This window comes from Phytobacter sp. MRY16-398, from assembly GCF_003925915.1.
GTDB lineage: Bacteria > Pseudomonadota > Gammaproteobacteria > Enterobacterales > Enterobacteriaceae > Phytobacter > Phytobacter diazotrophicus.
Window position 1 is genome coordinate 3,632,192 of the sequence record NZ_AP018756.1, and the last position, 21,700, is coordinate 3,653,891.

Below are 21,700 nucleotides of genomic sequence, written 5' to 3' on the forward strand. Positions count from 1 at the left end.
AACATTTAACACCCGAATGCTTTCACGTTGCCATGTTTTGTTGGTGTCATACAGAACCTCTACAATTTCAAGGGGTCAGCTCACGAAGCGGGTTGAAATCAGGATTGAGTGAACGAACCGGAACCTCTGGATACGTGTATTGTCGGGGAATAAATACCAACGTTCGCATGGTATGTCGAATTATCACTGCGCATCTGAATCGAACAATTCACCGTCTGTCCGGTCACGCGGGCGCTGTGCATAACCGTGACGTACGTAGGACGCGATCTGTCAGTATTTGGTGGGGTATAAACGTCAATGGTTCTGCTCGACCCACCAATGGTGAGAATCGCCGTCCCATGTGTCTGAGTAACGCCTGCACCGGCTTCAGTCGCAGACAACTGGACCTTAACCAGCGCCATTACTACTACGTGTTTTTCACCAGGCAGGTTACCGGAATCGGTGTATACAAAATTTCGGGTGACATTATCTCCCTCAATATCACTAAACGTCTGCCCCACAGCCACATCACCGATAAATGATTCAGCCTGAACTGTGCCTTTAAACGTCCCACTCGTCGCTATTATTTTCCCGGTGAATTCTCCGTTACCACGCACCGTTACGTTGTTGAGTTCAGCATTGCCACTTTTTGGCAGATTCCACCCGGCGCCACCAGGACCAGAAACGAAATTATCAGACTTCAATGAATCGGTGATTTTCCCGAATTGAATGCTGGCATCACGGATAAATGCATCGTTAATGAAGGTTTGTCCGTTCTGAATGACAAACGGCAGTGTGACGGCGGCTCCTGCCTGAGACATAACAGCGAAGCGGTCAGCCAGGAAGACAACCTGGCTTTGCATTCCAGCAGGCGTGTTTTGCACACCAATCCCCATCCCCGCCGCGTACTGACGCCCGTTTGAATCCACGCCGACTTTTATCGAGTACATCGCGTTCAGGTTGCCGCTGATATCCGCTAATGCCTGGGCATTCGTGGCAATAGACGAGGTATGACCGTTTACCGTCACACTCAACGAATTTATCTGAGTGGCAGATGCCTGCTGATAATTAGATACGGACTGAGACAGACTGTTTATAGTCGAGGTATTCCCCGCCACATCCGTGCGGAGCTGGAGCAATGATTGCGCTGTAGCCTCATTGCCGCTGGCTACTACGTTCTCAACGCGTTGAATACTTGCGACGTTATCGATGTACTGAGCGCTCTGTTTCATTTGCTGGCTCACCTGCGCCAGTGTGTTCTCAATCAACGCCACCGCCGTGTTTTGCACCCCACCAGCCGCGTTAGCCGTTTTCCCTGACAGTTCGTCGAAACGGGAAGCGGTAGCGCTGTCGAGGGTGGACACCGCCTGTGTGAGCTGGGTTACGTTAGCAGTATTGTCCTCCGTTTGCGCCGTCAGTGTATCAACCGCCGTCGCGCGGGCCTGCGTCTCATCGGCGAGCGCCTGCGTGAGCTGCGTTACCTGTGCAGCATTCTGGTCGGTTTTCGCCTCCAGGCGCGTTACGTCCGTAACGCGGGCCTGTGTTTCAGTGGCGATCACCTCCCGCAACTGAGTGAATGATGCACTGTTTGCGCCGTTCTGCGCCGTCTGTCTTACGACAACATCAGCGATGGCCAGTGCATTACCAATGATGGCCTCTGCCGTCTGCCGGTTCGCACCCACTGCCGCCGCCAGTTGGTCGGCGTTTTGGATAATTGCCGTGGCGAGGTCAGCAACAGTTTTGCTGGTTTCAACTGCGTTTTCGATGATTTCTTTAAATACCGCAGTGTCCTTCATCTGCTCAAGAATCTCAGCAGAAATGGCGCTGACATCAACCGATGACTGCCCCATTACCCAGGCGGTCCACTCGCCGACATTGCCAATTCTGTCCACCAGCCGTGCACGGTACCATTGCCGCACGCCTGCCAGCATTGGCCCGTGCTGATAGCTGGCCGCCGGATAAGGCACCAGCGTCAGCAATTCGGGATTTGCCTTATCGTCCGTGGTGGCACGCTGTAGTTCGGTGTATGCAGTGTCACCGGATCCGTCAGGAAACGCCCAGGTAATGTCGATAGCCCAGACCACATCATTTGAAGCAAGGAGTGACTGCGGCGTGCCCGGTGTACCATTTTTTCCCGTCAGGTGGGTCGTATCGGCATAACCCCAGGGCGACGACGAATCCTGCGCATTCAGGGCACGCACTCGCACATCATAATTGCCGGAATAAATGCCCTGAACGGAAAAGCCCTGGGCACTGGCAACCGGAACGTTAATCCAGTCGCCATTGTCCTTGCGCCATTGCGCCTGGTACCGGACAGCACCATCAACTTTGTCCCAGGTACTGTTCAGGCTGGCGACCGTCAGCCCCTGATCGATAAAATCAGTCTGGCTGATAAGTATATTTTTCGGCGAAGGCAGCACATTAACCGGCGTTACCGTAATCGGTGCAGGCGTGATCCGCACACCATCATCAATAAAGCGGTATTTATTGGGGTCGTGCTGAACACCGGACACGTTAAATGTACCGTCGTCATTTGCAGCAACGGACGTCACACGAAATTGCTGAATAGCCAGCCTGTCGCTGTCAATGGCCCACACTGCACCAGCAACGGGAGCCATCCGGTAATCGGTGCTGACCGTGACGGTCTTTTTATCGCTGCTGATCGCGCTGATGGTACGCGTCTGCGTTGTTCCGTCGGGGAGATTCAGCGCCAGCCTGTCACCGGACGCATATTCAACAGCGCGATCCAGCGTAATATTCCTGCCGTTTACCGCGCTGATTCGCCCTCCATTCTGCATTCCGGCGCGGAACGGGTCCGCAACACCAATAACGGATGCAGGCAGCGGAATATGTCCGTCAAGACCGACGTTAAACGAGATTGTGCCGTCTTTTGCGTTGGACAGTAGTACCCAGCGCCCCCTGCGGTGCGCCTCACTTTGCGAGGTGCAGCCAATAGCAGTCAGTTGCGTCTGATTAATGTCGTAACGAGCTACCAGATCGCTGTCATAAACGCCCTCGATGGTGTCGCTGTAATGGTTCTGCGGATCAGACCATGACACCAGGCAGGAGCTGTAGCGGTTTTTATAGGAGCCACCCGCGTAGTTAAACAGACCATCCACCACGTTAGAGGCGGTATAAACAAAATCCAGATCTGCCACCGGAACATCAGCGTTGACGTAAATCTGTTCATTACCCCAGAACGTAATGCCCCGGAATATTGCAGCCAGGTCTTTCAGAACGGTGTATGCATCCTGCTGGCTCTGGATGTAAACGTTACAGGTAAAACGCGGTTCAGTACCGCCCGCACCGTCAGATACCTTTTCATCGCAATACTGAGCAATGGCGTAGACTTCCCATTTATCAATCATGGAAGCATCCACACGGTTGCCCATGCCGAAAATCTTATCAAGCACCAGATCGTAAAAAATCCATGCCGGGTTGTTGCTGTATGCCCATTTGAAGTCGCCTGCCCATGCACCGGAACTTTCGCGGGTAACAGGATCGTAGTTTGACGGCACACGGATCCGGCGGCCCAGAGGGACGCAGGTCACTTTAGGGGCGCTCCCATTAAAGTGGCTCGCATCCACTTCAATATAGAGTAAGGCGGTATTCGGATAGCGAAGTTTGCTGTCGATGACCTCGGCGCATGAGAATACCTTAAACGCATTCACCAGCTTTGAGTTGCCAGTCGAATCTGCCGTGATCCGTCGGACACGAACAGCCCATCCGGTGGTGGCTTCTGGCAGATTAATACGGTGATCGCGCTGGTACTCAGAGGTGGTTTTACCGTCAAACGTCGCATCAACCACGGTCTGATAGGCACCACCGTCAGTGGACAAATCAATTGCGTAAGCCGTCACGGTGCCCACCATGTCGCCGTTGTCTTTGTACCGGTACTGAGCCGGGAGGGAAAGCTTGATACGAACCGCGTCCAGCGTCAGGTTTGTAAACTGGCGGGTCCAGGGTACAGACTGAGTGACCGTAACACCCACAGCCAGTTCATTATCTATTTCCGGCATCCCCGGAATGTACGTCTGATCCTGCGTTCCACGCCGCCAGTCCCAGACTACACCGGAGAAATTGTAACTGCCGTCAGCGTTAGCCAGCGCCGTATCATTGAGAAAAATTTGCTGAGCCGTCAGTTCGCCCTGAATTTCGCCTTCGCCGATGGCCAGCAGCATTTTTAATTTTGCGGTCGACAACAGATCGTCAGGTGCTTCAACTGGCGTATGTGCACTACCGCCCCCGCCTTTCCTGCCCTGAATATGCATAATTCACCCATAAAAAAGCCGCCCGGCGGCGGCTGTACCTGAACAAACGTGCCTATTGCTGATCGCTGGAGAATAACCCGGCACTGATGATTGCCCCGCCAATTTCACGTTTCCCATAGAGCAGCGGAACCGGGTAACCCATCGCCACCGTATTCACAGGTGCACCGAAGGCGTAATTGGGTTTATTGTCTGTGCTACTGCTGGCGCCGATATTAATTTTGGGCTGAGGTGTCAGCATCTGCACCACGCCGCCCAGCATCATGGACAGACCGATGCCGGTTAAGACTGTCGTGGCGGATATCGCACCGGCTGACATCGCAGCTCCCCACAGGGCGAGTGAGCCACCAGCAGTGAAGAATGCGGCAACCAGCGCCACCGCGCCTATAACAATCTGGAGAACACCGCCCTGCTTGGCACCTTCAGTAACTGGCATCATGGTAAATTCGCTGGCCGTGGACGTGAGTTCAAACTCTTCCACCCCAATATTTTCACCATCCCGGAAAAAGGCAAAGCGCACGCCGCTGTGGTGCGCATTGGACATGTATTTTTTGAAACCCGGCACCTGTGAACACATGGCCCGAAGCATTTCGCGAATGTCAGCAACGTGAAAGCGATGAACCCTGCCAAATTTCTTTGCGACCACACCTTTAAGCGTCAGCGTTTTCAGCATTTCATGAGTTCCTTATGCCTGACAATTCTGACTGTACGCTCACGATAATACTGACCGTAAGGAACGCGGGCAGAAAGATTGCCGGAAGAATGATGAAGAATAATATTGTTACCTAACCAGATGGCGGCATGATTGGTTACGGGGGCGCTGAGCTGCATCATAATAATGTCGCCGGGTTGCATCTGATTTAATTCAACCTGAATAAAGCCTTCTGACTGCCAGTTATCATCGTACAGTTTTTCTCCGTTATTCCACCACTCACGCGGGACAGAGTAATCACCGAGAGTAAGATTAAACTCGCGACGATAGTATTCACGGATTAGCGCCCAGCAATCCGCATGACCGAGTACCCAGGGTCGTCCGGTGTAGTCACGATTTTCGCGCGGGGAAAACGTACACCAGTCACCCTCCGGCCATGAAATAATGCCCCATTCCAGCCCCGAGTGATCACAGTGAATACGGTCAGTCTCTGAGGGGATTAACTGAGCCACATCCGGGTGCGAATGAACAACCATAATAATCTCACCCTGTTTTTCGGCATTTAAATAATCGGCTGGCGAGAGGGTGAAATGTCCTTCTGGTTTATCAGAGATATTTTCACAACGAATATAACGTTGTTTTCGTCCCGCCTGAACGACGACACCGCAGCATTCACGGGGATATTCCGCAGCGGCATGTTCGCGAATGGCCGCCATCAGTTTTTCGCGCATATTATTTACCCTGCAGGTTTGCCGCCGGAAACCCGCCAAACGGCAGAGGATTTCCGGGGCCAAAACGCGCCTCACAGTCAGGGAGTCGTCCTCCACAGACATCCAGCGCGGGATTGGTTGTCGGGGTGCCGTCTTTCAGAAAATACAGCGTTCCGGCGTAATCACACCCCGTTCCACTCCGGTACAGCCCCCGGAGGCACCAGGTACAGACAGGGGTTATCTGTCGGGAGGGTAACTGCAGGCTCTGTATATCGAAGGGAGAGCACAACTCAAAATCAACCTGAATCCGGGTCTCGGCTTTTTTGGCATTAACATAAAATACCTGTACCCGCTCTTCGTTCGGGTTAGCGGCAGGATTCCCGGAAATCCAGTTAGCCGCATCGAGGTATTTAACCAGCGTGGTGTGGATTTTAACCCTGGCCTTAACCAGGTCATCATATTCAAGGCACAGCGCTGTCACGTAGTTACCGACATTCCCGACAGAGAGTGTGGGTGTCGGTTGCGAACCGGCGCTGGAAAGCTCCACCCCTTTCAGCTCATAGGGATAAGGATCGTACTGATTTCCCTGCCACATAATTGCCGGCAGATTTTCACCAGCAAATGATGCCCAGCCTTCTTCCTGGATATTGTGAGCGTGAAAGCGCAGTACGTTTTCCATGCCAAAACCTGTCCCGTCAATCTCAATAAGCTGGATAAGATTACCGGGCTCGAGTTGTTGTATGTCGCTGGTAAAGCTCATAAATTCACCATAAAAAAAACTGCCCTGAGGCAGCAGTTAATGGGGGACGAAAAGATCAGGGCGCAAATGCCTGCTCAAACTTGAATGCTACCGTCGCTTTTGTTCCGGAAGGGAATGAGACGCTGAATGAATCAGCCTTCACCCGGTAGAGCTTTTTCTCTCCCCAGGGGTTGGTCCACCAGAAAGACGTGGTGACGTGAGAAAGAAGAAACGCACGCAGTACTGCGGCATCGCTTCGTTTTCCCGTCCAGTCAAGATCCCATGTTTCGGACTTATCATTAATCCCCGTTCCGCTGACCTGTTTATATCCGTCACCAAACTGTGCCTGGAGTGTTCGGACGCTTTCAGTTCCCTGTGCCGTCTTGCGCGTACGCCAGGTAAATGTATCTGTCACCGCTTACCCCCTGGAGTAAAGTATTCCACCCGGACTCATCTCCTTTTTCAGGCGATCAGTGATGCTCTGCTGCACAACGCCCTGGACCAGTCGTGCAGTGTCGGCGGTGTTCACCTGGCTCACTTCGCCGCCACCGCTTTGCTGGCTGATACTGACCGGGGCATAAACACTGATCCCTCCCATAGTCGGTACCGACACATTACCGGCACCCACCAGCCCTCCGGTTGCGTATCCTCGCATCAGGCGATAAAGGTTTCCCACGCCGAGGCGCGCTGTCGATTCTTTGGTGAAGACGAACTCACCACCATGAACAATCCCCTTTGGCTCGTATTTCCCGCCGGGCCCGGTATAACCGCCGCCATCATATTCAGGGATATAGCCACCCTTCCAGGCCTGTACCGGGCCAACAAAACTGCGGCTGCCAATGCCACCGCCCTGCGGGCCATCGAAAGAACCGGCAACCCATCCCATGGCTTTCTGAATGGCATACGCCACCAGCAACTGATTAGTGATTTGAATAATCGATTTGAGGATGGAAACAGTGAAACTTTTGAAGGAAGTCTTCCCGGTGGTCACCAGATCAGTCAGCATATCGCTCATGCCGCCAAGTGCACTGGATGCGGCGTTCTGCATGGCGGAATACACGTTTGTTGCTGAATCCAGATACTCGGCAAACCCTTTTTTAGCCCCGCTGAGCCAGTCACCGCGAAGACTGTCCTCAGCAGCGTAATACTGATTCAACGCCGTCAGTTCACGCTGATAATCGACGTCAGTCGTCTTGCCCCCGGCATTTTCCCATCCGCTCCTGAGTTGTGCATACGCAAGGTTACGCCCGGCGGCGCGGTCGCTTAATGTCGCAGAATCGGTTAAGGCCGACTGCTTCGCTGACATCTGATTGGTGTATTTCGTCGCGGTGTCCATCCGCTTGTTAAGCTGTTCCTGCGCGGTGATCTGGTCGCCCAAAAGGGCTTTTTGCTGTGCAAGGGCAAGAATGCGCGCTTTGTTTGCCAGCAGCGATTCTTCCTCTTTTGACAGCTTGCGCTGGCCTGCTGCCTCTTCCAGCACAGAGAACTGAGCCTCGGTTTTCCAGAGGTCTTTACGCTGCTGACTGATGACGTCATTTAATCCGGTGTGCTGCTGCAGCACTTTAAGCTGTGCCTGCAGGGCGATAAGTTCAGCCGCTTCCCGGTCGCTTGCTTTGTCACCTGCCGGAACCGTTGTTTTTGGGGTTTTGGGATCCTTATATTTTTCATTGATCGCGGCGGTTAGCTTATTGAATTTGTCCTGTGTGATAAGCCCCTGTTCAAGTTGCCGTTGATATTTCGTCTGCAGATCGTTACGGATCTGAGCGTTTGTCCTGGCTGATTCCAGAAATTTATCAGCTTCAATATTTGCCGAGACCTGTTGCCGGTTTAATTCAGCAGTGGCATTACGTTGCTGTTCTTTAATCGCAGCAAGATGATTTTCTTTCTCAATCTGGTTATCTAAAGCTTGCTGGCGTTCTTTATTCCCCTGGGCCATAGTGTCGTTGATACCATCAACCACTACCGATCCTGTACCTGGGCGAAACTCGGGAAGTTGAGCCGTAGTGGCATTATCGGCGACCCGGTCACTCCAGAACTTGTAATTTTTTACCTTTTCAATGAGACCCTGCCAGGAATTCGACAGATCGTCCAGGTCTGACTTTGAGGCGTCTTTGAAATTTTTCTGGCTGTCACCAAGTGAGTCGATGATCAGTTTTGTGGCACCGGCTTTATCCCCCAGGTCAACCATATGCCTGACCTGTTCATACAGTGCCAGGTTAGCGAAGTTGTACTGCTGGTTAATATCGACAAATGCTTTCAGCGGGTCCTGGGGAATTTTCCCCAGCTCGGCCACCAGGTCTTTTACGCTGGCTCCCGTATTTTTTGACAGCAGAATAGCCGTCTCGCTCACCTGTCTGATCTGATCAACTGTCAGGCCCAGCCCGGTGGCCTGCGCGACCGCTGCCGCAACCGCTGATTTACCCGCATCAGCGTTTTTTGCTATCTGGGCGGTGATGCGCGCCAGGCTGTCGGCGGTCTGGCCGCTGATATTCCCGGTGGACGCGATGGCCTGGTTGTACGCATTCGCCTGTAAGCGCCCCTGATTCCAGTTATAGGCGAGGAGCCCGACACCGGCCACCAGTGCCGTAACTCCTAGCGTGGTCGGGGTAATAAATCCCGCCAGCGTTTTGGCGTAATCGGCGACGCCCAGCAGCGCACCTTTAACGCCACCGAACTGGTCTTTGATCTGACCCCCCTGCTGGAGAAGAATCAGAAACGGAGACTGGCCGCCAGCAAGCTGCGTCGCAATATCAGTAAACTGCGCGGGCAGGCTGCGCATGGCGGCATTGTACTGACCAATCGAAATCCCCGCTTTTTTCGCATACAGCTCCTGCCGGGTAAATGCACTTTGCACTTCCAGCGCTGCATCGTTTGCCGCAGACCCGATCCCTTCCAGCCCCCGTTTGACGTAATTATACCGCTCGGTAAATTTCGCGTCGTTTAAATCCAGATTGACAATGAGATCACCCACCGCCTGGGCCATAACGTATTCCTCCTGTAATGCCTTCGGCGGCCAGCATCATGGCCTCGTCGGACGTTTCGGTGTCCGGTTCCGGACGTGTCTGGGGATTGAGCAGGCTGAAATCTGCGGGGGTGAGCCCGTGGTCTTTGCAGACCATATCGGTGATATGGTGGCTCAGGCATGAGAAATGGGTATCGATCAGGTCCGTCTGAAAATACTCGACGTCGTAAAATTGCTCCCATTCACTCAGTTCGGTGCAGGACATCTGCGCCAGCATCACACGCCAGTCAGGTCTGCGGAACTCACGGGCCAGTTTAAGGGCGAAGTTCAGGGCTGCGGCGTAAGCTTTTCCGGGGAGTGGGATTCCGTATCTGCGTTTGATTCTGCGTCAGGTGCAACGGGCAACATTCCTGAGAGTTCCCGCACGATAAAATCCGCCTGTCCAATGGCAGGCAACGGCCAGCCGGAAAGTACCTCCTCCTGCAGTTGATCGACCGATGGCCCTTTTTGCCCTTCCTTCTGCCACAGAGACATAGCGACGATCCGCGCGCCAATCTTCACATTGAGGGTTGTCACGATACCGTTGAGCGCTTCCGGGCTGACTTCTGTTTCGTCCGCAGGAACATCTTTATTCACGTCGGCGATATAGCCGATGAACTCAATACGCTGCAGTGCTGAGAGTTCATAAAGCGTGACGGTTTCGCCGTTGTATTCCAGCGGCTGAGTTTTCAGAAACATGCATGACTCCGATCAGGATACGGTGATTTTGCTGACAGCCGCGAACGAGCCGTCGTTCGTAATCGCGAGAATTTCGGCAATTCCGGCTGCAACACCCGTGACGGTGACAACACTGCCGGCCACGCTGACTGTCGCTTTTGACGGGTCGGATGACGCCAGGCGGAATGATTTATCGGTCGCACTGGCAGGCAGAACGGACAGGTTCAGGGTCGTGGTTGCTCCTACAGCCACAGCCGCTGTCGATTTATCAAAAGACGCGCCCGAAACAGCAATGACCGGGGTGGTGGTATCTTCGGCCAGTGAGGGTTTACCACTGTTAGTGACCTTGACCGTGCGGGTAATGTATTCCTTGTTCGTCACCGCCTTACCCAGGCTGCTGACCCACCCGTAAAACACATCCACCGTACCGTTAGGGTATTTGATGCGATACGTACGTTTTGATCCGTCTTCAAACCACTGTGCCAGCGCGATTTGCCCCTGCTCGCCGGGTTTCCAGGCCAGGGTGAATGACGTGTCGCCCGCAGATTTCTGCCCCTGTCCGGTGGCCGTCCAGTCAGAATCAGGGTCATCGATATAGGTATCATCAAAGCTCTCCGCCGTCAGTTCGCCGGGGGTCAGTTCCTTGATCTGAGCCAGGCGCGTCCAGTCGGTATCGACTAGCGGATTCGCTGTGCCTGAACCGGAATACAGCCAGAGTGTTGTCCCGGCACCTTTAACAGGTGCCAGCGGATTAGGTGTTGCCATAGTTGCCTCACATAATATAGGTGATTGAATACTGCATATCTGCCGCTCCCCAGGTCGACATGTCTTCATCGCGCTGATAGTCATAGCCGAGAGGGGTCATCAGTTCGATGAGATCGGACAGACCTGGAATGTCTGAAAGGACGGGATAAATCCGTGATTCCATCCATTCATCCAGCGCCGCATCAGGCAGATCGGCTTTAAGAAAGACTTCGATATGCAGCGTTGCTGACCACTGGTCCTCATCCACCATTGCGCCAGTAAATTGCGCATCGGTCAGGTAGACGGCGACGGCAGGCAAATCCTGAACCTCAAGAAATGCCGGACGGCCATCAAACCAGGTAACAGAATCAGTGATGTTGTCTTTAAGCGCATTCAGAACGGCAGCGCGGATTTGAGGGTGTTTCATCGGATTAATACCAGTCGCAGTTGGTTTTTAAGCGCAGCAGACAACTCTTTAGGCATATCGGACTGCATCAGCTTGTTTGTCTCCGCTTTAAACGCCTCGGTTAACGGGGCCGCCAGAGGAATACTCACAACCTCCACGGGATAGCGGCTTTTCGTTGTTCGCCGCAGGACATGCCAGCGACCGTTTTTCAGTTGCTGGATAAAACCACCAGGGAAAGAAAACGGGCCAATCCGCAGGACACTGTTAGCGCCCTGTTTGTCGCGTTTTCGCCGTGATAGTCTCACGCTGGCCACACCCAGCTTAATCGCAGGCAGATTTCCCCTGTTGACCCGGATTGTTGCCCTGGGTTTGCTGACAGTGGCTTTTTTCAGCCTCGCCCGCTGTTTTACCAGCTTACGTGGCACCTTCGTGTCCGTTGCGACAGTGCGGACGCTTCGGCTGACGGCGCGCCCAGCGACCCGGTTAACAGCCTGAGCAGAAGCACGGGGGACCGCCGTTTTACTGATGCTGTTGAGGTTTGCAATTGCCTGCTCAAGCCCGTTAATAGCGGACATGACAACCTCCTATTCAATCCATATTTGTGGCTTACCGTTAAAAAACTGGCTGCGCGTAACTTTGTACTCCGTGCCTTTCCAGATCAGCGCGTCATTACGGCGCGGCTGGTAGTTTTCACTGAACACCACCAGCGAGATACCATCACCGGTTACCGGCCCCATTTCAGGCACAAAATGACTTTCTACCGCGATAAAGTCGTTGCCATTGATAGTGACCGGTTCACCCATACACCGGACAGTGGCGGCATCCATGCGCGCCGCCATTTGTTCGAAGGGATTAGCCATTGAGGCGGACCAGCACTGATGTGCTGCTGGCTCCGGCTGCTTCCCAGGCTTTCCCTGCCGGGGTGGCGCTGGTACTGGCAAGCTGGATTTTCCCGTCCTTGAAATACACGGTCTTGCCCTGGGCAATGTCGTCAGTGGACAGCTTTGGTAACGCAACAACACCCGTTGCAAGACCGTCTCCGGTGCTGCCTGGCTGAATATCGGTCAGCGCAATGACGAGTAAATCACCGACCGCGACGGGCGTGCCGCTGGTAATAACAGAGCTTCCTGCGTTGGTTAACGCCAGGGTGTTACCGTCCTGAACATAATTTTTCATAGAGGATCTCCACGGCTCCGGGGAGCCGTTTTACAGGCATAAAAAAAGCCCTTTCGGGCGTGATTGTCTGGTCGGTAATTACTGGCCGGAGGATTTCGTCAGACCGCGATAGTCCAGCGGGGCTACGCCTGCATCGATACGCACTTTCGTGGCAATACCGTCAGTGGTAAAGCCATCCTGCTGATCGATGTAAGGGGTATCCACACCATTGAGATAGGCCACCTCAATAGTGTCGCTTCCTTTCGCTGCAGCCAGGTACCAGGCTTTTGGATCGGCATCATCCAGCCGCGCCTCGGCAATGACTTCGGCGAAATTCTGGATGGGGTTCATAATTCCGGAGTTGGCATCAGCCCCTTTAACGCTGGCGGATTTGATGGTCTGGTTTGCCAGCGTTTCCAGCGCCACGGGTACCAGCATAAAGGCAGGACGGATATTGAGAGAGCGGTCGCCCTCTTTTTGCAGGCGCATCAGTTTACGGCTGTCGTCCAGGCTGGATACCGAGATAGCACCTGAACTGAGGTTCGCATGGTCGCTATGGAAAAGCGCCTTACCGTCAGACAGTTTTGCGTTACCTGTCAGCACGGCATAAACCAGATCGCCGATAGTCCCTTTAGCCGCGCGCCCCATTTTCATGGGGACATCAGTCAGTTGATTGAGATCATCGTTGATAATGGCCTGACGGGTGACAGAGAAGATCTCACCATAGGTTGCCAGCGCGATGGTTTGAGCTTTATCCCCGGTGGTGACGTACTTATACTCGGCCCCCTCACGCACCTGGCGCAATGACGGAAAGCCCCCCATGCCGACGCGGTGCGCAGTTTTAAAATCGCTCAGGCTCCCTTTTTTGGTCCACAATTCGAAGCTTTCTGTCGCCTCTTCCCAGCCCTGCAGAAGCGCCTTGTTGGATACGTCCAGCAGAATGTTACCGAAGTCAGACGTGCTGTGCGTCAGCGCAAGCCCCACCATCTGTACCGGGTTAAGACCTGAAACACCAATACCGCGCTCAGTCAGCGCCATGCGGGCCAGTTCGCGCAGCGTCATGCCGTTATAAAAGTTATCCTTTTCCTGCGCTTCATAACCTGCGCGGGCCATCAGGGATTTACGGATGCCGTCGCCGACGATATTTCCGTTACCCGCATAAATGTGGGGCGGGTTATTTTTATTCGACGGGGTCGTGTCTTTGCCCAGTTCGGCCAGCAGCTTGTCTTTCGCCATGGCGACGGTGCATTCGACATCGCTGATGCAGGCGGCCTGCAGTTCCTGGTGTTTACCACCGAACATGGCAAACACATCCTGAATGCCGCTTACACGGGCTTTCTGTTCAGCCACAACCCGCGCGACAATGGCATTTTCATCCAGAACGGGAGCTGCCGGTTGGTGCTGCGGGGTTGCCGGGCTCGCAGGTTCACGCGCCGTGGTGTTGCGCGGCGGCGTGATCATATTACGGATGGCGTTAGGCATCTTTTCAAATTCCTCAATACGTTTTGACTGAATGCAGGCCATCGCCTGCAGTGATGGTGTGGTCTGGTCTGCAAATCCCTGGGAAACACATTCACTGCCGTTCATCCAGGTTTCGTCTTCCAGCATGGCCGCGATTTCTTCTGCCGATTTCCCCGTTTTTTCTGCGTACGCGGGGATCAGAACAGATTCCATTTTGTCCAGAAGGTCGGCGTAATCCCGCATATCGTTCGCGTCACCGCCTGCAAATCCCCACGGCTTGTGGATCATCATCATGGTATTTTCCGGCATGATGACCGGGTTGCCGACCATGGCGATAACCGACGCCATAGAGGCGGCGATGCCATCGATATGCACCGTGATTGCCGCGCCATGGAATTTGAGTGCATTAAAAATGGCGATGCCTTCAAAGACATCGCCACCGGGAGAGTTGATATGCAGGTTAATGTGGCTGACATCACCCAGCGCCTGCAGGTCACTGACAAACTGTCTTGCGGTCACCCCCCAAAAACCAATTTCGTCGTAAATATAAATATCCGCCTCATCAGCCGCGCTGGCCTTCATGCGAAACCAGGAGTTATTTTTTACGCTGGCTTTCGGGCGGCGGCTCACCCGGTTTCGTTGTTGCTTCGGCACTGGTGCCTCCTTTGTCATTGGCGGGGTCGGTGTCGTACACCAGTCCCAGTTCGCGGTTTTCATCGATCTCCGCTTTTCGGCGGCGTTTTACATCATCAGGATTGCTGCCTCTTGCGCGGACCCAGTCGGATTCCGTTGCCGCGCCACCACGGATAAGTATTTTCCAGGCGTTCGCTTCTTTTGCGGGGTCAATCCAGGGCATCACCGGCCCCGAATAGACAGCGGAATAGAGCGTGTCCATATCGAGCCCACGCGGTACCGTGATTTTTCCCGAGAGGATCGCCAGATTCAGCCAGGCGCGGTAAATGTGGCGGGTCACCGAACCGATAAACCAGTCCTGAAGGACAAAATACCCGTCGGTGGACTCCACCAGCTCCTGACGCTGGGCGCTGTAGGTGCCGTCGTAGTTTCGGGATGCGCTGGAATAACTGATGCGCGCTCCGGCAGAAACGGCACGTAGCTGACCGTTGCGGAATGATTCAAGGTTGGTGTTCGGGCGGTCCGATTTGATCATCCCGATTTCCTCTCCGGGACGAAGGTCGTCGTACAACATCCCCGGCTGAATCAGCAGGTCGCGATCACCGTCCTGGGCAGGTGCCCCCGCATCATCGCCATAGCTTTGACCGTCGCCTTTTTTGATGTACATCCCCAGCGCCGCCGCAATACGCGCGGCCACCAGCTCGGAGTCTTCATACTCTTTAAGGGCACTCAGGCGCATCAGCACACCAGAAAACAACGACGTGCCACGGGCCTGGTGCAGGCGGCGGGTGAATTTAAGGTGCAGCATGTTTTCCGCTGCCACATCTTTGGTCTCCAGTTGCCGGCCTGACACCGGGCTGGTCTTGTACACCTGGTATTTTTTTGGCCTGCCCCAGTTGTCTTTATAAATACCCTGAATGAGCCCCTGTGATTCGTCACTCTGCATTGGTACGTAATCAGCCTCCAGAGCTTCCAGCCAGAAACTGATCCCGGCTACGGGTGACAGCCCCATGGCATTGCCGCTGACAAGCTGGGTAAACACCTCCCCGTCTCGTAACCAACTGCGTAATAAAAGACGCTCCAGCATAGGGCGGGTAAATTCCCCGGTGACATCAGGCGAAACGGACCATTCCGCCCATGCAGAACGGATCTGGCTGGCAAATTTTTTCGCAATATTGCCGTTTTTAAGCACCGGATGCGGATCAACAATGATGCCCTCAGAACCAATCACACGCTCTTCCAGCTTGTCGAGAATGCCGATGACGAGATCGTTGTTGTTGTCCAGCCAGCGCGCCTGCTCCCGTAATGAAACTGCACCATTCTGGCTAAGCTGATTGGCTGAGCGATTTTCGCGGCGTGCCTTGTGTGTGCGGGTTGGCTTTACGGCTTCAAATGCCTGAATCACCGCTCGCGAGCGAAGCCGCGCAGCCTTCCAGCCCGGCGAAATCAGACCAATTGCATCATCCAGTAGAGACATCAGCCAAACCTCGCCAGTTTATAGCCGGGTCGCCCCAGGTTTTGCCTGTCACTGTCGGCAAGTCGCCGCTCCCACTCCTGCCGCCCCTTCCTGATTTCGGACAGATTTTCATAGGACATCTGCTGCCCATTGAAAGTAATGGACTTCCCGTCAAGGACAGCCATTTCAGCTTCAACGTAACGCTGTACCATCGCCTCGATATCACTTCGTTTCACAACCAGCCTCCTGTCGCTGTGACCCAGGGGTTGGAATCCTGGTCGTTGGTTTCCGTCACGGTGTTGTCCCGTGCTTTCGTGTTTCGGGTAACGGGCGGTGCAACAGCCGGGGATGGCGCTTCGCCAGTTTCCGGCGGCGCGTTCTCCAGCCACGTTTGCCGCCGTGCCCAGTCTGGCGCATTCGGCCATTTAATCTTTTCGTAGCCAAGAAGGATTGCCAGCGCATCGGCATAGACGAGCAGGTCAAAGGCTTCATTCGGACCGCGACCCGGTTTACTCCATTTTCCATCAGGTGAACGCTCCTCATACGTCAGCTCGTCGTAAAACCAGCTACCGAGCCATTTCGGGAAATGCACGTAGTTCGGTCCGGGGGATTCGCGCCATAAGGCGTTATTCACCTGGTCTTTCAGTGCATCGGTCTGGAGAAGAAAAAGCGGCACATCGCCTGCGGCTTTTGCGCGACGGGTTGACCTGTCAGTGTTGTCAGGGAATGTGCGCGTGATGAGTTTTGAGCGGCGGACACTGTCCCCCTTAAAGAGATAAATCTTTTTGCCCAGCCCTTCCCGGCGGCATTTGCGCCAGAACTTATAGGCGTTGTCGGTGACACCATCCTCACCGCCGGAATCGACCGCCATTGCCATCAGGTGCATACGTTTTGTCGGGTCGCTTGCCAGAGCCCAGGACTTTTCGAACACGTCGGACAGGAGTAAATCCCAGTCCTCCGGGTAACTGGCCGGATCAATGGGATAGCATTCGCCGTGCTCACTGGCCCGTAAGGACTGCCGGATGTTGTAGCGATCAACCACCCACCGCTCGCCCTGTTCACCGTAGCCGGTAACCTGCACCACGAATCGCCGGGACTTACCACCCTGCACATCAACCGTCGCCATAAGAAATTCAACGCCGTCAGGTACGGTGCGTTTTGGTATTTCCTCGGCGCGCTGCTCCAGTAGTTCGCTCTTACGCTGTTCAAGGTGAGCGCGGGGAAGATATGGCCGACCAAAGTCGGTATTAACGACGGTTTTTAGCGTTTCCTCACTCTGGGTGGCTTCATATTCCCGCTCAGCAGTCAGGAATTTGTAGATCATCTGCGCCCAGGTCTGGTAAGCAGCGGCTGGCCCCTCCATCCAGAATGATGCGATACGCGAGCGCCGCGGCTCGCCATATCTGTTGCCGTCACGGTCTATTTTTTCCCCGTCGCGTAGCCAGACAGAACGAATATTCAGTTCGCGTTTCATCTCCGGCGTAATTTTGCCTTTACATGCAGGACACTGGAGATAGGCGGATTCACTTGCCAGTACAGGATCTGGTGAATCACGGTAGCCTGTCATGTTGGCGACTTCCGGCTGAAAATATTCCCCGCAATGCGGGCACGGCCAGTAAAGGCGACGGCGATCACCGCTGTTGAACAGCGACAGAATCCCGGTTGTCGGCGGCGCTTCGTGCGCAGACAAGGGACGCCATTTCGTATCGCGAAAGTCCCGACCTGGCGAACTTTCCACAAGTGTCATCCCGCTGGACATAAAGGTGGTGGTACGCTTCGACGCCAGGGAAAAGGCATCACCCTCCCCGTCGATATCTTCGGGAAAACGGTCGTAGTCCGTCAGCGCCACACTTTTATAGTCAGACGACGACATGATATTGACCGATGGCCAGCCGAGCTTGAGATAGTTACCGGCGCGAAACGTGCGGTCGTGGACGTTGTTGTCATTACGGCGTGGACTGAGCCGTGATTTCACTTCCGGGCTGCAGCGAAAAGTGCGGTCGAGTCGCTTCTTGGAGTGCTCGCGCGCTTTCTCTTCGGATACCTGGATGACCAGCATGTCAGCGGGGTCGCAGACGATGTTATAGACAATCCAGCCATCAATCAGACCGATGGTTTTCCCTGTTCGGGCAGGACCGACAAACACCACGGCATCGTATTCACGGGATGCCAGGCAGTTCATCGGCTCAATTATGTAAGGGGCAAGATTTGGATCCCACGGTACGGAGTTCCCCGCCCCCATCGGCACACGCATATATGAGCGGACCGCATCGGCCACCTGCATACGACGCGGGGCACGTAATATACCGGAGACATCACGTCGGATACCCCTGGCTGATGCCCTTTTTGCCATCAGTCCTCCTCTGGCTCATCCTCCTCTGGTTCGGCGTCCATTACTTTTTGTGCGACCTGATCGCGCAGGTCATCAATCACGTTTTGCACGCGTGACACCGCAACTGGCGTAAGTGCGCAGTCGCGTTCAAGAATGTCCGGGAGAGTTTCAAGCACCATGACGACGGCTTTCGCCATCAGTGAAAATTCTCGGGCAACGTCTTCGGCTGGAATAAGCTGCTTTGTATCGACTTCAAATTTCAGCCGCTCGTTCTCAGCCTTCCAGTGTGCGAGCCTGTCTGCCGGAATCATCTCTTCCACGTTTGCCGTGGAGACGGTCGGAATCATCAGTTCACTCAAAATATCAGTGACGAAATAGAGCTTGAGCTTGCTGTTACTGCCTGCTGCCGGAGCAACATTTTTCAGCCTTGCTGCAACCGTCTGGCGATGGACGCCAGTGATCCCGGCTAGCTGGTTGATATTGAGTTTTAAGGCCGCGATTTCCTGGTCCATGATGGTGAACACTTTTTGTACGATTCGACATCATTGATTAGCCGGGTCCCGGAAAATCAATAACCTGCACACATGATGATGATGACTATAAAATACGAAAACCAGCCGATTCCCGCGAGTCCGCCGCCCCGTGGCAAAGCCCCCCTCCGAGAGGACCCGCTCAAGTGATAAAGATTATCATTTGCATGAATAGATATTTTGACGTTAAAACGGAGGTGTTCAGGTTCTGGTGCGGAAGGCGTAAAGCACACCACCCGGCCTGAGTGCATTAACAATGGCATCATTCACAGCCTGGTTAATGCTTTCCGTAATAGCAGCCCGAGCAGAGGCCATACCCGCCAATGCAGATTCGTGTCGGCTCAGTACTCCTCTCATTGCTTCGGCAAGGTTAGCCGCCTGCTGGATTTGCTGCTGGATGGTGGATTCACCGCTGTCATTTACCCCAACCGTCGCCTTTAAACGGTCAGCCCTGAACTCCACCGACTGCTGCTCGTCGCCAGTTGGTTTCTCAACGAACTGGCCGCTGTCACGAACGGCTGCAATAATAGCTTCTCGCATCTCATCAGAGAGTTTGACGATTGCAGTTGAAAACGAGTTGATACCAAAAAGAGGTTTATTTAACACCCGGATGTTGTCGCATGCTGATGCTGTATCCGTTAACGGTTCCATCAAGCATTGGTCGCTGGCGGCAGTTAAGTGGATATTGCCTTGTAGAGTGGTGTTATTAATGAACGTCTCCCCCGCTCCAATCTGAAAATCCGCTTTCTTGCCGAAGCGACTTTCCACCAGGTAACTGATTGCGAACTCTTGCCCGGTAGGTGTGAGGAAGTTGTAATGATTTTCCCCGTCGAACGGCGTCACCGTATCTTGCGTCATCACATAACCAAGCTCACGCAGTTCATTAGCGCCAGCCTTTGATGGCAAATCACCATCCACCAGCGCGCCACGGAAGAAAAGCGCATGCAGGACATCGCCAGCAGCGCCGGAAAGTTCTTTGCTCATGGTTGTTTCCTTTTAGATGTGAGCCTGTCGCACGGGAAGACCGCCCGATAAAGCGGAATGCCCCAGGCTCACGACTGAAAGATATCGTTAGGCTGCGCGTGCGAGGCGCTTATTGATGCGGTAAATGCCAAGTGCTTATTCGATTAGGGGTAAGATACGAAAAACTATTCGTTACACCTGAGTAAATGGAGAAAAGAAATGACAGATAAAGATTTTATTTTTTCTGAAACGATGAGGTTCGTAGCAAACGAAATCGCTAACAAGAGATATGACGAAACAACGATTGAAGCGCTGTTTAACAAGTATCTCCCAGTAGTCGAGGACGTTTACGCTAAGTATCAGAAAGATGATGTATACCTTTCAATAAGCAGACTTAAATAAATCACTGGACAGTAGAGCAAAGGTCACCCTGAGGAGAGATCGGATTTTCCTCTCCTTAGGTTTTTTTATTTCAGGCACTGCTCACGCACATACGTTTGCAGGCCCATCAGTTGTTTGGTGACTGTTTCGATTCGCTCTCTGAGGGTGAAATAATCCCGTTCAGCGGCGTCAGTAAGTCGGGGGCCGGTTGCATCATCCACGCCGGGGGCGCTGGCCGTTCCGTTCGCTGGACATTTGGCGTTGACGCGCAACCCACACTTACCAGTGCTAACGCAACGCTGTAGATCTTCAAGCTGCTTTTTAGCATCTGCGAGTTCTCCAGTGTATTTCGCATCGAGCGTGGCGACATCACGCTGACGGACTGTCATATCGTTAATGGTGTCTTCCGCCAGCGTCAGCGCGCTGGTTGCCTTGTCGCGCTGCTCTTTGTAGTTCAAGGCATTGTCCCGGTAGTGATTAACACCCCATGCCAGTGAGACAATCAGCAAGATAATGGCTGCAGCAATAATGGCTATTAAGCGGCTCATCGAATTGCACGCCTGTCGATATAAACACCCACATAGCCAGCACCCCAGCGGGTATAAAACCACATGCGCCGTCCAGTTGATGGTGAGCGGATATCCTGACGAACAACGCTGAAAGAAATTAAACGCCACCAAGGCCAGAATAGAGGACCATGCGAAGGGCGAAGATCTTCGGCGAAATGCGCGGTGGATAATTCAAATTTTATCTTCATGGATTCACCCTATTATTCACTGTTCCAACCCCCAACATGTCAAAGCGCTTTCCTGATTCCGTCGCTCTACCTGCCCATAACAGCCGTTCGCCTGGCCTTTGGTTAACCGGCAGTCACGGCCCCCATCTTTAATCCACCAGCGAATTGCTTCACATGCACCTTTGCGGTCGCCAGCATTGATGCGCTGGTAGAACGTTGAGGGGAAACATTTAGATGGGCCGATGTTGTACGGGCAGAATGACGCAATGCCTACTTTCTGCGGTTCAGTTAGCGGAACTTTGATATTTCGGTCTACCCATGCAAGCGCCTTATCACGCTCGACGGCGTTTACCTTCTTGCACTGTGCTTCCGTTGTACGCTGGCCTTTAACAACAGGCTTGCCGTCAATGACCGTTACGCCGTGACACAGTGACCAGACGCCACCAGGATCGACAACGGCCACCAGCGCATTTCCTTCTTTCTCACTGATGAACTGATCAAACAGTACCGGTGCTGATGCGCCTGCAGCGATGAGAGATAACATCGCCGCGCTAAGCTTTGCCCTGTTTGCCATCACTCACCCCTGGCGGCTTTGCGCCGATCCTCTTTGATTTTGAAATACAAATTGGTCAGATATGTCAGCAGACCAAAAAGAATACTCGCGAGAACGCCTAACGCTGCCCACTGCGAGGGCGATACTTTATCCAGTAGCTGGAGCACCCAGAACCCTCCGTTTGCTCCGGCAAAACCGTAGCTCACACCAGTTGTGATTTTGTCCATTCGATACATACTCCACCTCCACGTTTGGGAAGTGCTGTGCGTGATTGATGAAAGGAGGGATCTGGCCTTCGGGCGCTTTCGTAAAAGTGAAGGTTG

23 protein-coding genes and 1 pseudogene are annotated in these 21,700 nt (G+C 53.7%); 1 reads left to right on the forward strand and 23 read right to left on the reverse strand.

Annotated elements, in window-relative coordinates; all coding sequences use genetic code 11:
* Window positions 1-560: 560 nt before the first annotated feature.
* From MRY16398_RS17810 to MRY16398_RS17900, 19 genes and pseudogenes are all read right to left on the reverse strand, one after another.
* Window positions 561-4,250 (reverse strand): annotated as a pseudogene (locus MRY16398_RS17810) (TipJ family phage tail tip protein); the annotation flags it as partial.
* Window positions 4,251-4,302: 52 nt separating this feature from the next.
* Complete coding sequence (locus MRY16398_RS17815) at window positions 4,303-4,920, reverse strand: tail assembly protein (protein WP_125124925.1); 618 nt, start codon at window positions 4,918-4,920, stop codon at window positions 4,303-4,305.
* Window positions 4,914-5,630, reverse strand: a complete 717-nt coding sequence (locus MRY16398_RS17820; RefSeq protein WP_125124926.1) for a C40 family peptidase — start codon at window positions 5,628-5,630, stop codon at window positions 4,914-4,916. Before MRY16398_RS17820 ends, MRY16398_RS17815 begins: the two co-directional genes overlap by 7 nt.
* Before the next feature lies 1 nt (window position 5,631).
* Window positions 5,632-6,369, reverse strand: coding sequence for a phage minor tail protein L (locus MRY16398_RS17825; protein ID WP_125124927.1), 738 nt, complete (start codon window positions 6,367-6,369; stop codon window positions 5,632-5,634).
* A gap of 55 nt (window positions 6,370-6,424) precedes the next feature.
* Complete coding sequence (locus MRY16398_RS17830; protein ID WP_041852387.1) at window positions 6,425-6,763, reverse strand: phage tail protein; 339 nt, start codon at window positions 6,761-6,763, stop codon at window positions 6,425-6,427.
* A gap of 3 nt (window positions 6,764-6,766) precedes the next feature.
* Complete coding sequence (locus MRY16398_RS17835) at window positions 6,767-9,331, reverse strand: phage tail tape measure protein (protein ID WP_125124928.1); 2,565 nt, start codon at window positions 9,329-9,331, stop codon at window positions 6,767-6,769.
* Window positions 9,312-9,587, reverse strand: a complete 276-nt coding sequence (locus tag MRY16398_RS17840; RefSeq protein WP_232034348.1) for a phage tail assembly protein T — start codon at window positions 9,585-9,587, stop codon at window positions 9,312-9,314. The genes MRY16398_RS17835 and MRY16398_RS17840 overlap by 20 nt, the downstream gene beginning before the upstream one ends.
* Before the next feature lie 50 nt (window positions 9,588-9,637).
* The gene (gene gpG, locus MRY16398_RS17845) at window positions 9,638-10,048 is read right to left on the reverse strand and encodes a phage tail assembly chaperone G (protein ID WP_125124930.1); all 411 of its coding nucleotides are present in this window, start codon (window positions 10,046-10,048) and stop codon (window positions 9,638-9,640) included.
* 12 nt (window positions 10,049-10,060) lie between these two features.
* Entirely contained in the window at window positions 10,061-10,792 is a 732-nt protein-coding gene (locus MRY16398_RS17850) for a phage tail protein (protein ID WP_125124286.1), read from the reverse strand.
* 7 nt (window positions 10,793-10,799) lie between these two features.
* Window positions 10,800-11,198, reverse strand: a complete 399-nt coding sequence (locus MRY16398_RS17855) for a phage minor tail U family protein (protein WP_125124285.1) — start codon at window positions 11,196-11,198, stop codon at window positions 10,800-10,802.
* Window positions 11,195-11,752, reverse strand: a complete 558-nt coding sequence (locus tag MRY16398_RS17860; protein WP_125124284.1) for a phage tail protein — start codon at window positions 11,750-11,752, stop codon at window positions 11,195-11,197. The genes MRY16398_RS17855 and MRY16398_RS17860 overlap by 4 nt, the downstream gene beginning before the upstream one ends.
* Window positions 11,753-11,761: 9 nt before the next feature.
* A complete protein-coding gene (locus tag MRY16398_RS17865) occupies window positions 11,762-12,037 on the reverse strand; it encodes an ATP-binding protein (protein WP_079497866.1) in 276 nt (91 codons plus the stop codon).
* Window positions 12,030-12,353, reverse strand: coding sequence for a DUF2190 family protein (locus tag MRY16398_RS17870; protein WP_079497865.1), 324 nt, complete (start codon window positions 12,351-12,353; stop codon window positions 12,030-12,032). The genes MRY16398_RS17865 and MRY16398_RS17870 overlap by 8 nt, the downstream gene beginning before the upstream one ends.
* 78 nt (window positions 12,354-12,431) lie before the next feature.
* On the reverse strand, window positions 12,432-14,447 hold the full coding sequence (locus tag MRY16398_RS17875; protein WP_125124931.1) for a ClpP-like prohead protease/major capsid protein fusion protein: 2,016 nt from the start codon (window positions 14,445-14,447) through the stop codon (window positions 12,432-12,434).
* Window positions 14,389-15,903, reverse strand: a complete 1,515-nt coding sequence (locus MRY16398_RS17880; RefSeq protein ID WP_125124932.1) for a phage portal protein — start codon at window positions 15,901-15,903, stop codon at window positions 14,389-14,391. Before MRY16398_RS17880 ends, MRY16398_RS17875 begins: the two co-directional genes overlap by 59 nt.
* A complete protein-coding gene (locus MRY16398_RS17885; protein ID WP_125124933.1) occupies window positions 15,903-16,118 on the reverse strand; it encodes a hypothetical protein in 216 nt (71 codons plus the stop codon). Before MRY16398_RS17885 ends, MRY16398_RS17880 begins: the two co-directional genes overlap by 1 nt.
* Complete coding sequence (locus MRY16398_RS17890; RefSeq protein ID WP_125124934.1) at window positions 16,115-18,235, reverse strand: phage terminase large subunit family protein; 2,121 nt, start codon at window positions 18,233-18,235, stop codon at window positions 16,115-16,117. Before MRY16398_RS17890 ends, MRY16398_RS17885 begins: the two co-directional genes overlap by 4 nt.
* Window positions 18,235-18,726 (reverse strand): DUF1441 family protein, encoded by a 492-nt coding sequence (locus MRY16398_RS17895; protein ID WP_125124935.1) that lies wholly within the window; start codon window positions 18,724-18,726, stop codon window positions 18,235-18,237. The genes MRY16398_RS17890 and MRY16398_RS17895 overlap by 1 nt, the downstream gene beginning before the upstream one ends.
* 219 nt (window positions 18,727-18,945) lie before the next feature.
* Entirely contained in the window at window positions 18,946-19,728 is a 783-nt protein-coding gene (locus MRY16398_RS17900; RefSeq protein ID WP_125124936.1) for a hypothetical protein, read from the reverse strand.
* A 198-nt stretch (window positions 19,729-19,926) separates the two neighbouring features.
* Between MRY16398_RS17900 and MRY16398_RS17905 the strand changes: the two genes are divergently transcribed.
* A complete protein-coding gene (locus MRY16398_RS17905) occupies window positions 19,927-20,109 on the forward strand; it encodes a hypothetical protein (protein ID WP_125124937.1) in 183 nt (60 codons plus the stop codon).
* A 65-nt stretch (window positions 20,110-20,174) separates the two neighbouring features.
* Here MRY16398_RS17905 and MRY16398_RS17910 read toward each other — a convergent pair whose 3' ends face one another.
* The 4 genes from MRY16398_RS17910 to MRY16398_RS17925 are packed head-to-tail and all read right to left on the reverse strand — an operon-like array spanning window position 20,175 to window position 21,613.
* A complete protein-coding gene (locus MRY16398_RS17910; protein ID WP_125124938.1) occupies window positions 20,175-20,636 on the reverse strand; it encodes a lysis protein in 462 nt (153 codons plus the stop codon).
* The gene (locus MRY16398_RS17915) at window positions 20,633-20,845 is read right to left on the reverse strand and encodes a hypothetical protein (protein WP_125124939.1); all 213 of its coding nucleotides are present in this window, start codon (window positions 20,843-20,845) and stop codon (window positions 20,633-20,635) included. The genes MRY16398_RS17910 and MRY16398_RS17915 overlap by 4 nt, the downstream gene beginning before the upstream one ends.
* A 16-nt stretch (window positions 20,846-20,861) precedes the next feature.
* A complete protein-coding gene (locus MRY16398_RS17920) occupies window positions 20,862-21,398 on the reverse strand; it encodes a lysozyme (RefSeq protein ID WP_125124940.1) in 537 nt (178 codons plus the stop codon).
* Window positions 21,398-21,613: a class II holin family protein gene (locus tag MRY16398_RS17925; protein WP_047369739.1), complete on the reverse strand. Its 216-nt coding sequence runs from the start codon at window positions 21,611-21,613 to the stop codon at window positions 21,398-21,400. Before MRY16398_RS17925 ends, MRY16398_RS17920 begins: the two co-directional genes overlap by 1 nt.
* Window positions 21,614-21,700 lie beyond the last annotated feature (87 nt).

Bases quoted from the DNA above. Each gene is read 5' to 3' on its own strand.
- MRY16398_RS17915 (WP_125124939.1), bottom strand. From the start codon at position 20,845: ATGAAGATAAAATTTGAATTATCCACCGCGCATTTCGCCGAAGATCTT.
- MRY16398_RS17900 (WP_125124936.1), bottom strand. From the start codon at position 19,728: ATGAGCAAAGAACTTTCCGGCGCTGCTGGCGATGTCCTGCATGCGCTT.
- MRY16398_RS17825 (WP_125124927.1), bottom strand. From the start codon at position 6,369: ATGAGCTTTACCAGCGACATACAACAACTCGAGCCCGGTAATCTTATC.
- MRY16398_RS17895 (WP_125124935.1), bottom strand. From the start codon at position 18,726: ATGGACCAGGAAATCGCGGCCTTAAAACTCAATATCAACCAGCTAGCC.
- MRY16398_RS17870 (WP_079497865.1), bottom strand. From the start codon at position 12,353: ATGAAAAATTATGTTCAGGACGGTAACACCCTGGCGTTAACCAACGCA.
- MRY16398_RS17890 (WP_125124934.1), bottom strand. From the start codon at position 18,235: ATGGCAAAAAGGGCATCAGCCAGGGGTATCCGACGTGATGTCTCCGGT.
- MRY16398_RS17820 (WP_125124926.1), bottom strand. From the start codon at position 5,630: ATGCGCGAAAAACTGATGGCGGCCATTCGCGAACATGCCGCTGCGGAA.
- MRY16398_RS17880 (WP_125124932.1), bottom strand. From the start codon at position 15,903: ATGTCTCTACTGGATGATGCAATTGGTCTGATTTCGCCGGGCTGGAAG.
- MRY16398_RS17840 (WP_232034348.1), bottom strand. From the start codon at position 9,587: ATGCTGGCGCAGATGTCCTGCACCGAACTGAGTGAATGGGAGCAATTT.
- MRY16398_RS17860 (WP_125124284.1), bottom strand. From the start codon at position 11,752: ATGTCCGCTATTAACGGGCTTGAGCAGGCAATTGCAAACCTCAACAGC.
- MRY16398_RS17925 (WP_047369739.1), bottom strand. From the start codon at position 21,613: ATGTATCGAATGGACAAAATCACAACTGGTGTGAGCTACGGTTTTGCC.
- MRY16398_RS17855 (WP_125124285.1), bottom strand. From the start codon at position 11,198: ATGAAACACCCTCAAATCCGCGCTGCCGTTCTGAATGCGCTTAAAGAC.
- gpG (WP_125124930.1), bottom strand. From the start codon at position 10,048: ATGTTTCTGAAAACTCAGCCGCTGGAATACAACGGCGAAACCGTCACG.
- MRY16398_RS17920 (WP_125124940.1), bottom strand. From the start codon at position 21,398: ATGGCAAACAGGGCAAAGCTTAGCGCGGCGATGTTATCTCTCATCGCT.
- MRY16398_RS17905 (WP_125124937.1), top strand. From the start codon at position 19,927: ATGACAGATAAAGATTTTATTTTTTCTGAAACGATGAGGTTCGTAGCA.
- MRY16398_RS17835 (WP_125124928.1), bottom strand. From the start codon at position 9,331: ATGGCCCAGGCGGTGGGTGATCTCATTGTCAATCTGGATTTAAACGAC.
- MRY16398_RS17850 (WP_125124286.1), bottom strand. From the start codon at position 10,792: ATGGCAACACCTAATCCGCTGGCACCTGTTAAAGGTGCCGGGACAACA.
- MRY16398_RS17815 (WP_125124925.1), bottom strand. From the start codon at position 4,920: ATGCTGAAAACGCTGACGCTTAAAGGTGTGGTCGCAAAGAAATTTGGC.
- MRY16398_RS17865 (WP_079497866.1), bottom strand. From the start codon at position 12,037: ATGGCTAATCCCTTCGAACAAATGGCGGCGCGCATGGATGCCGCCACT.
- MRY16398_RS17910 (WP_125124938.1), bottom strand. From the start codon at position 20,636: ATGAGCCGCTTAATAGCCATTATTGCTGCAGCCATTATCTTGCTGATT.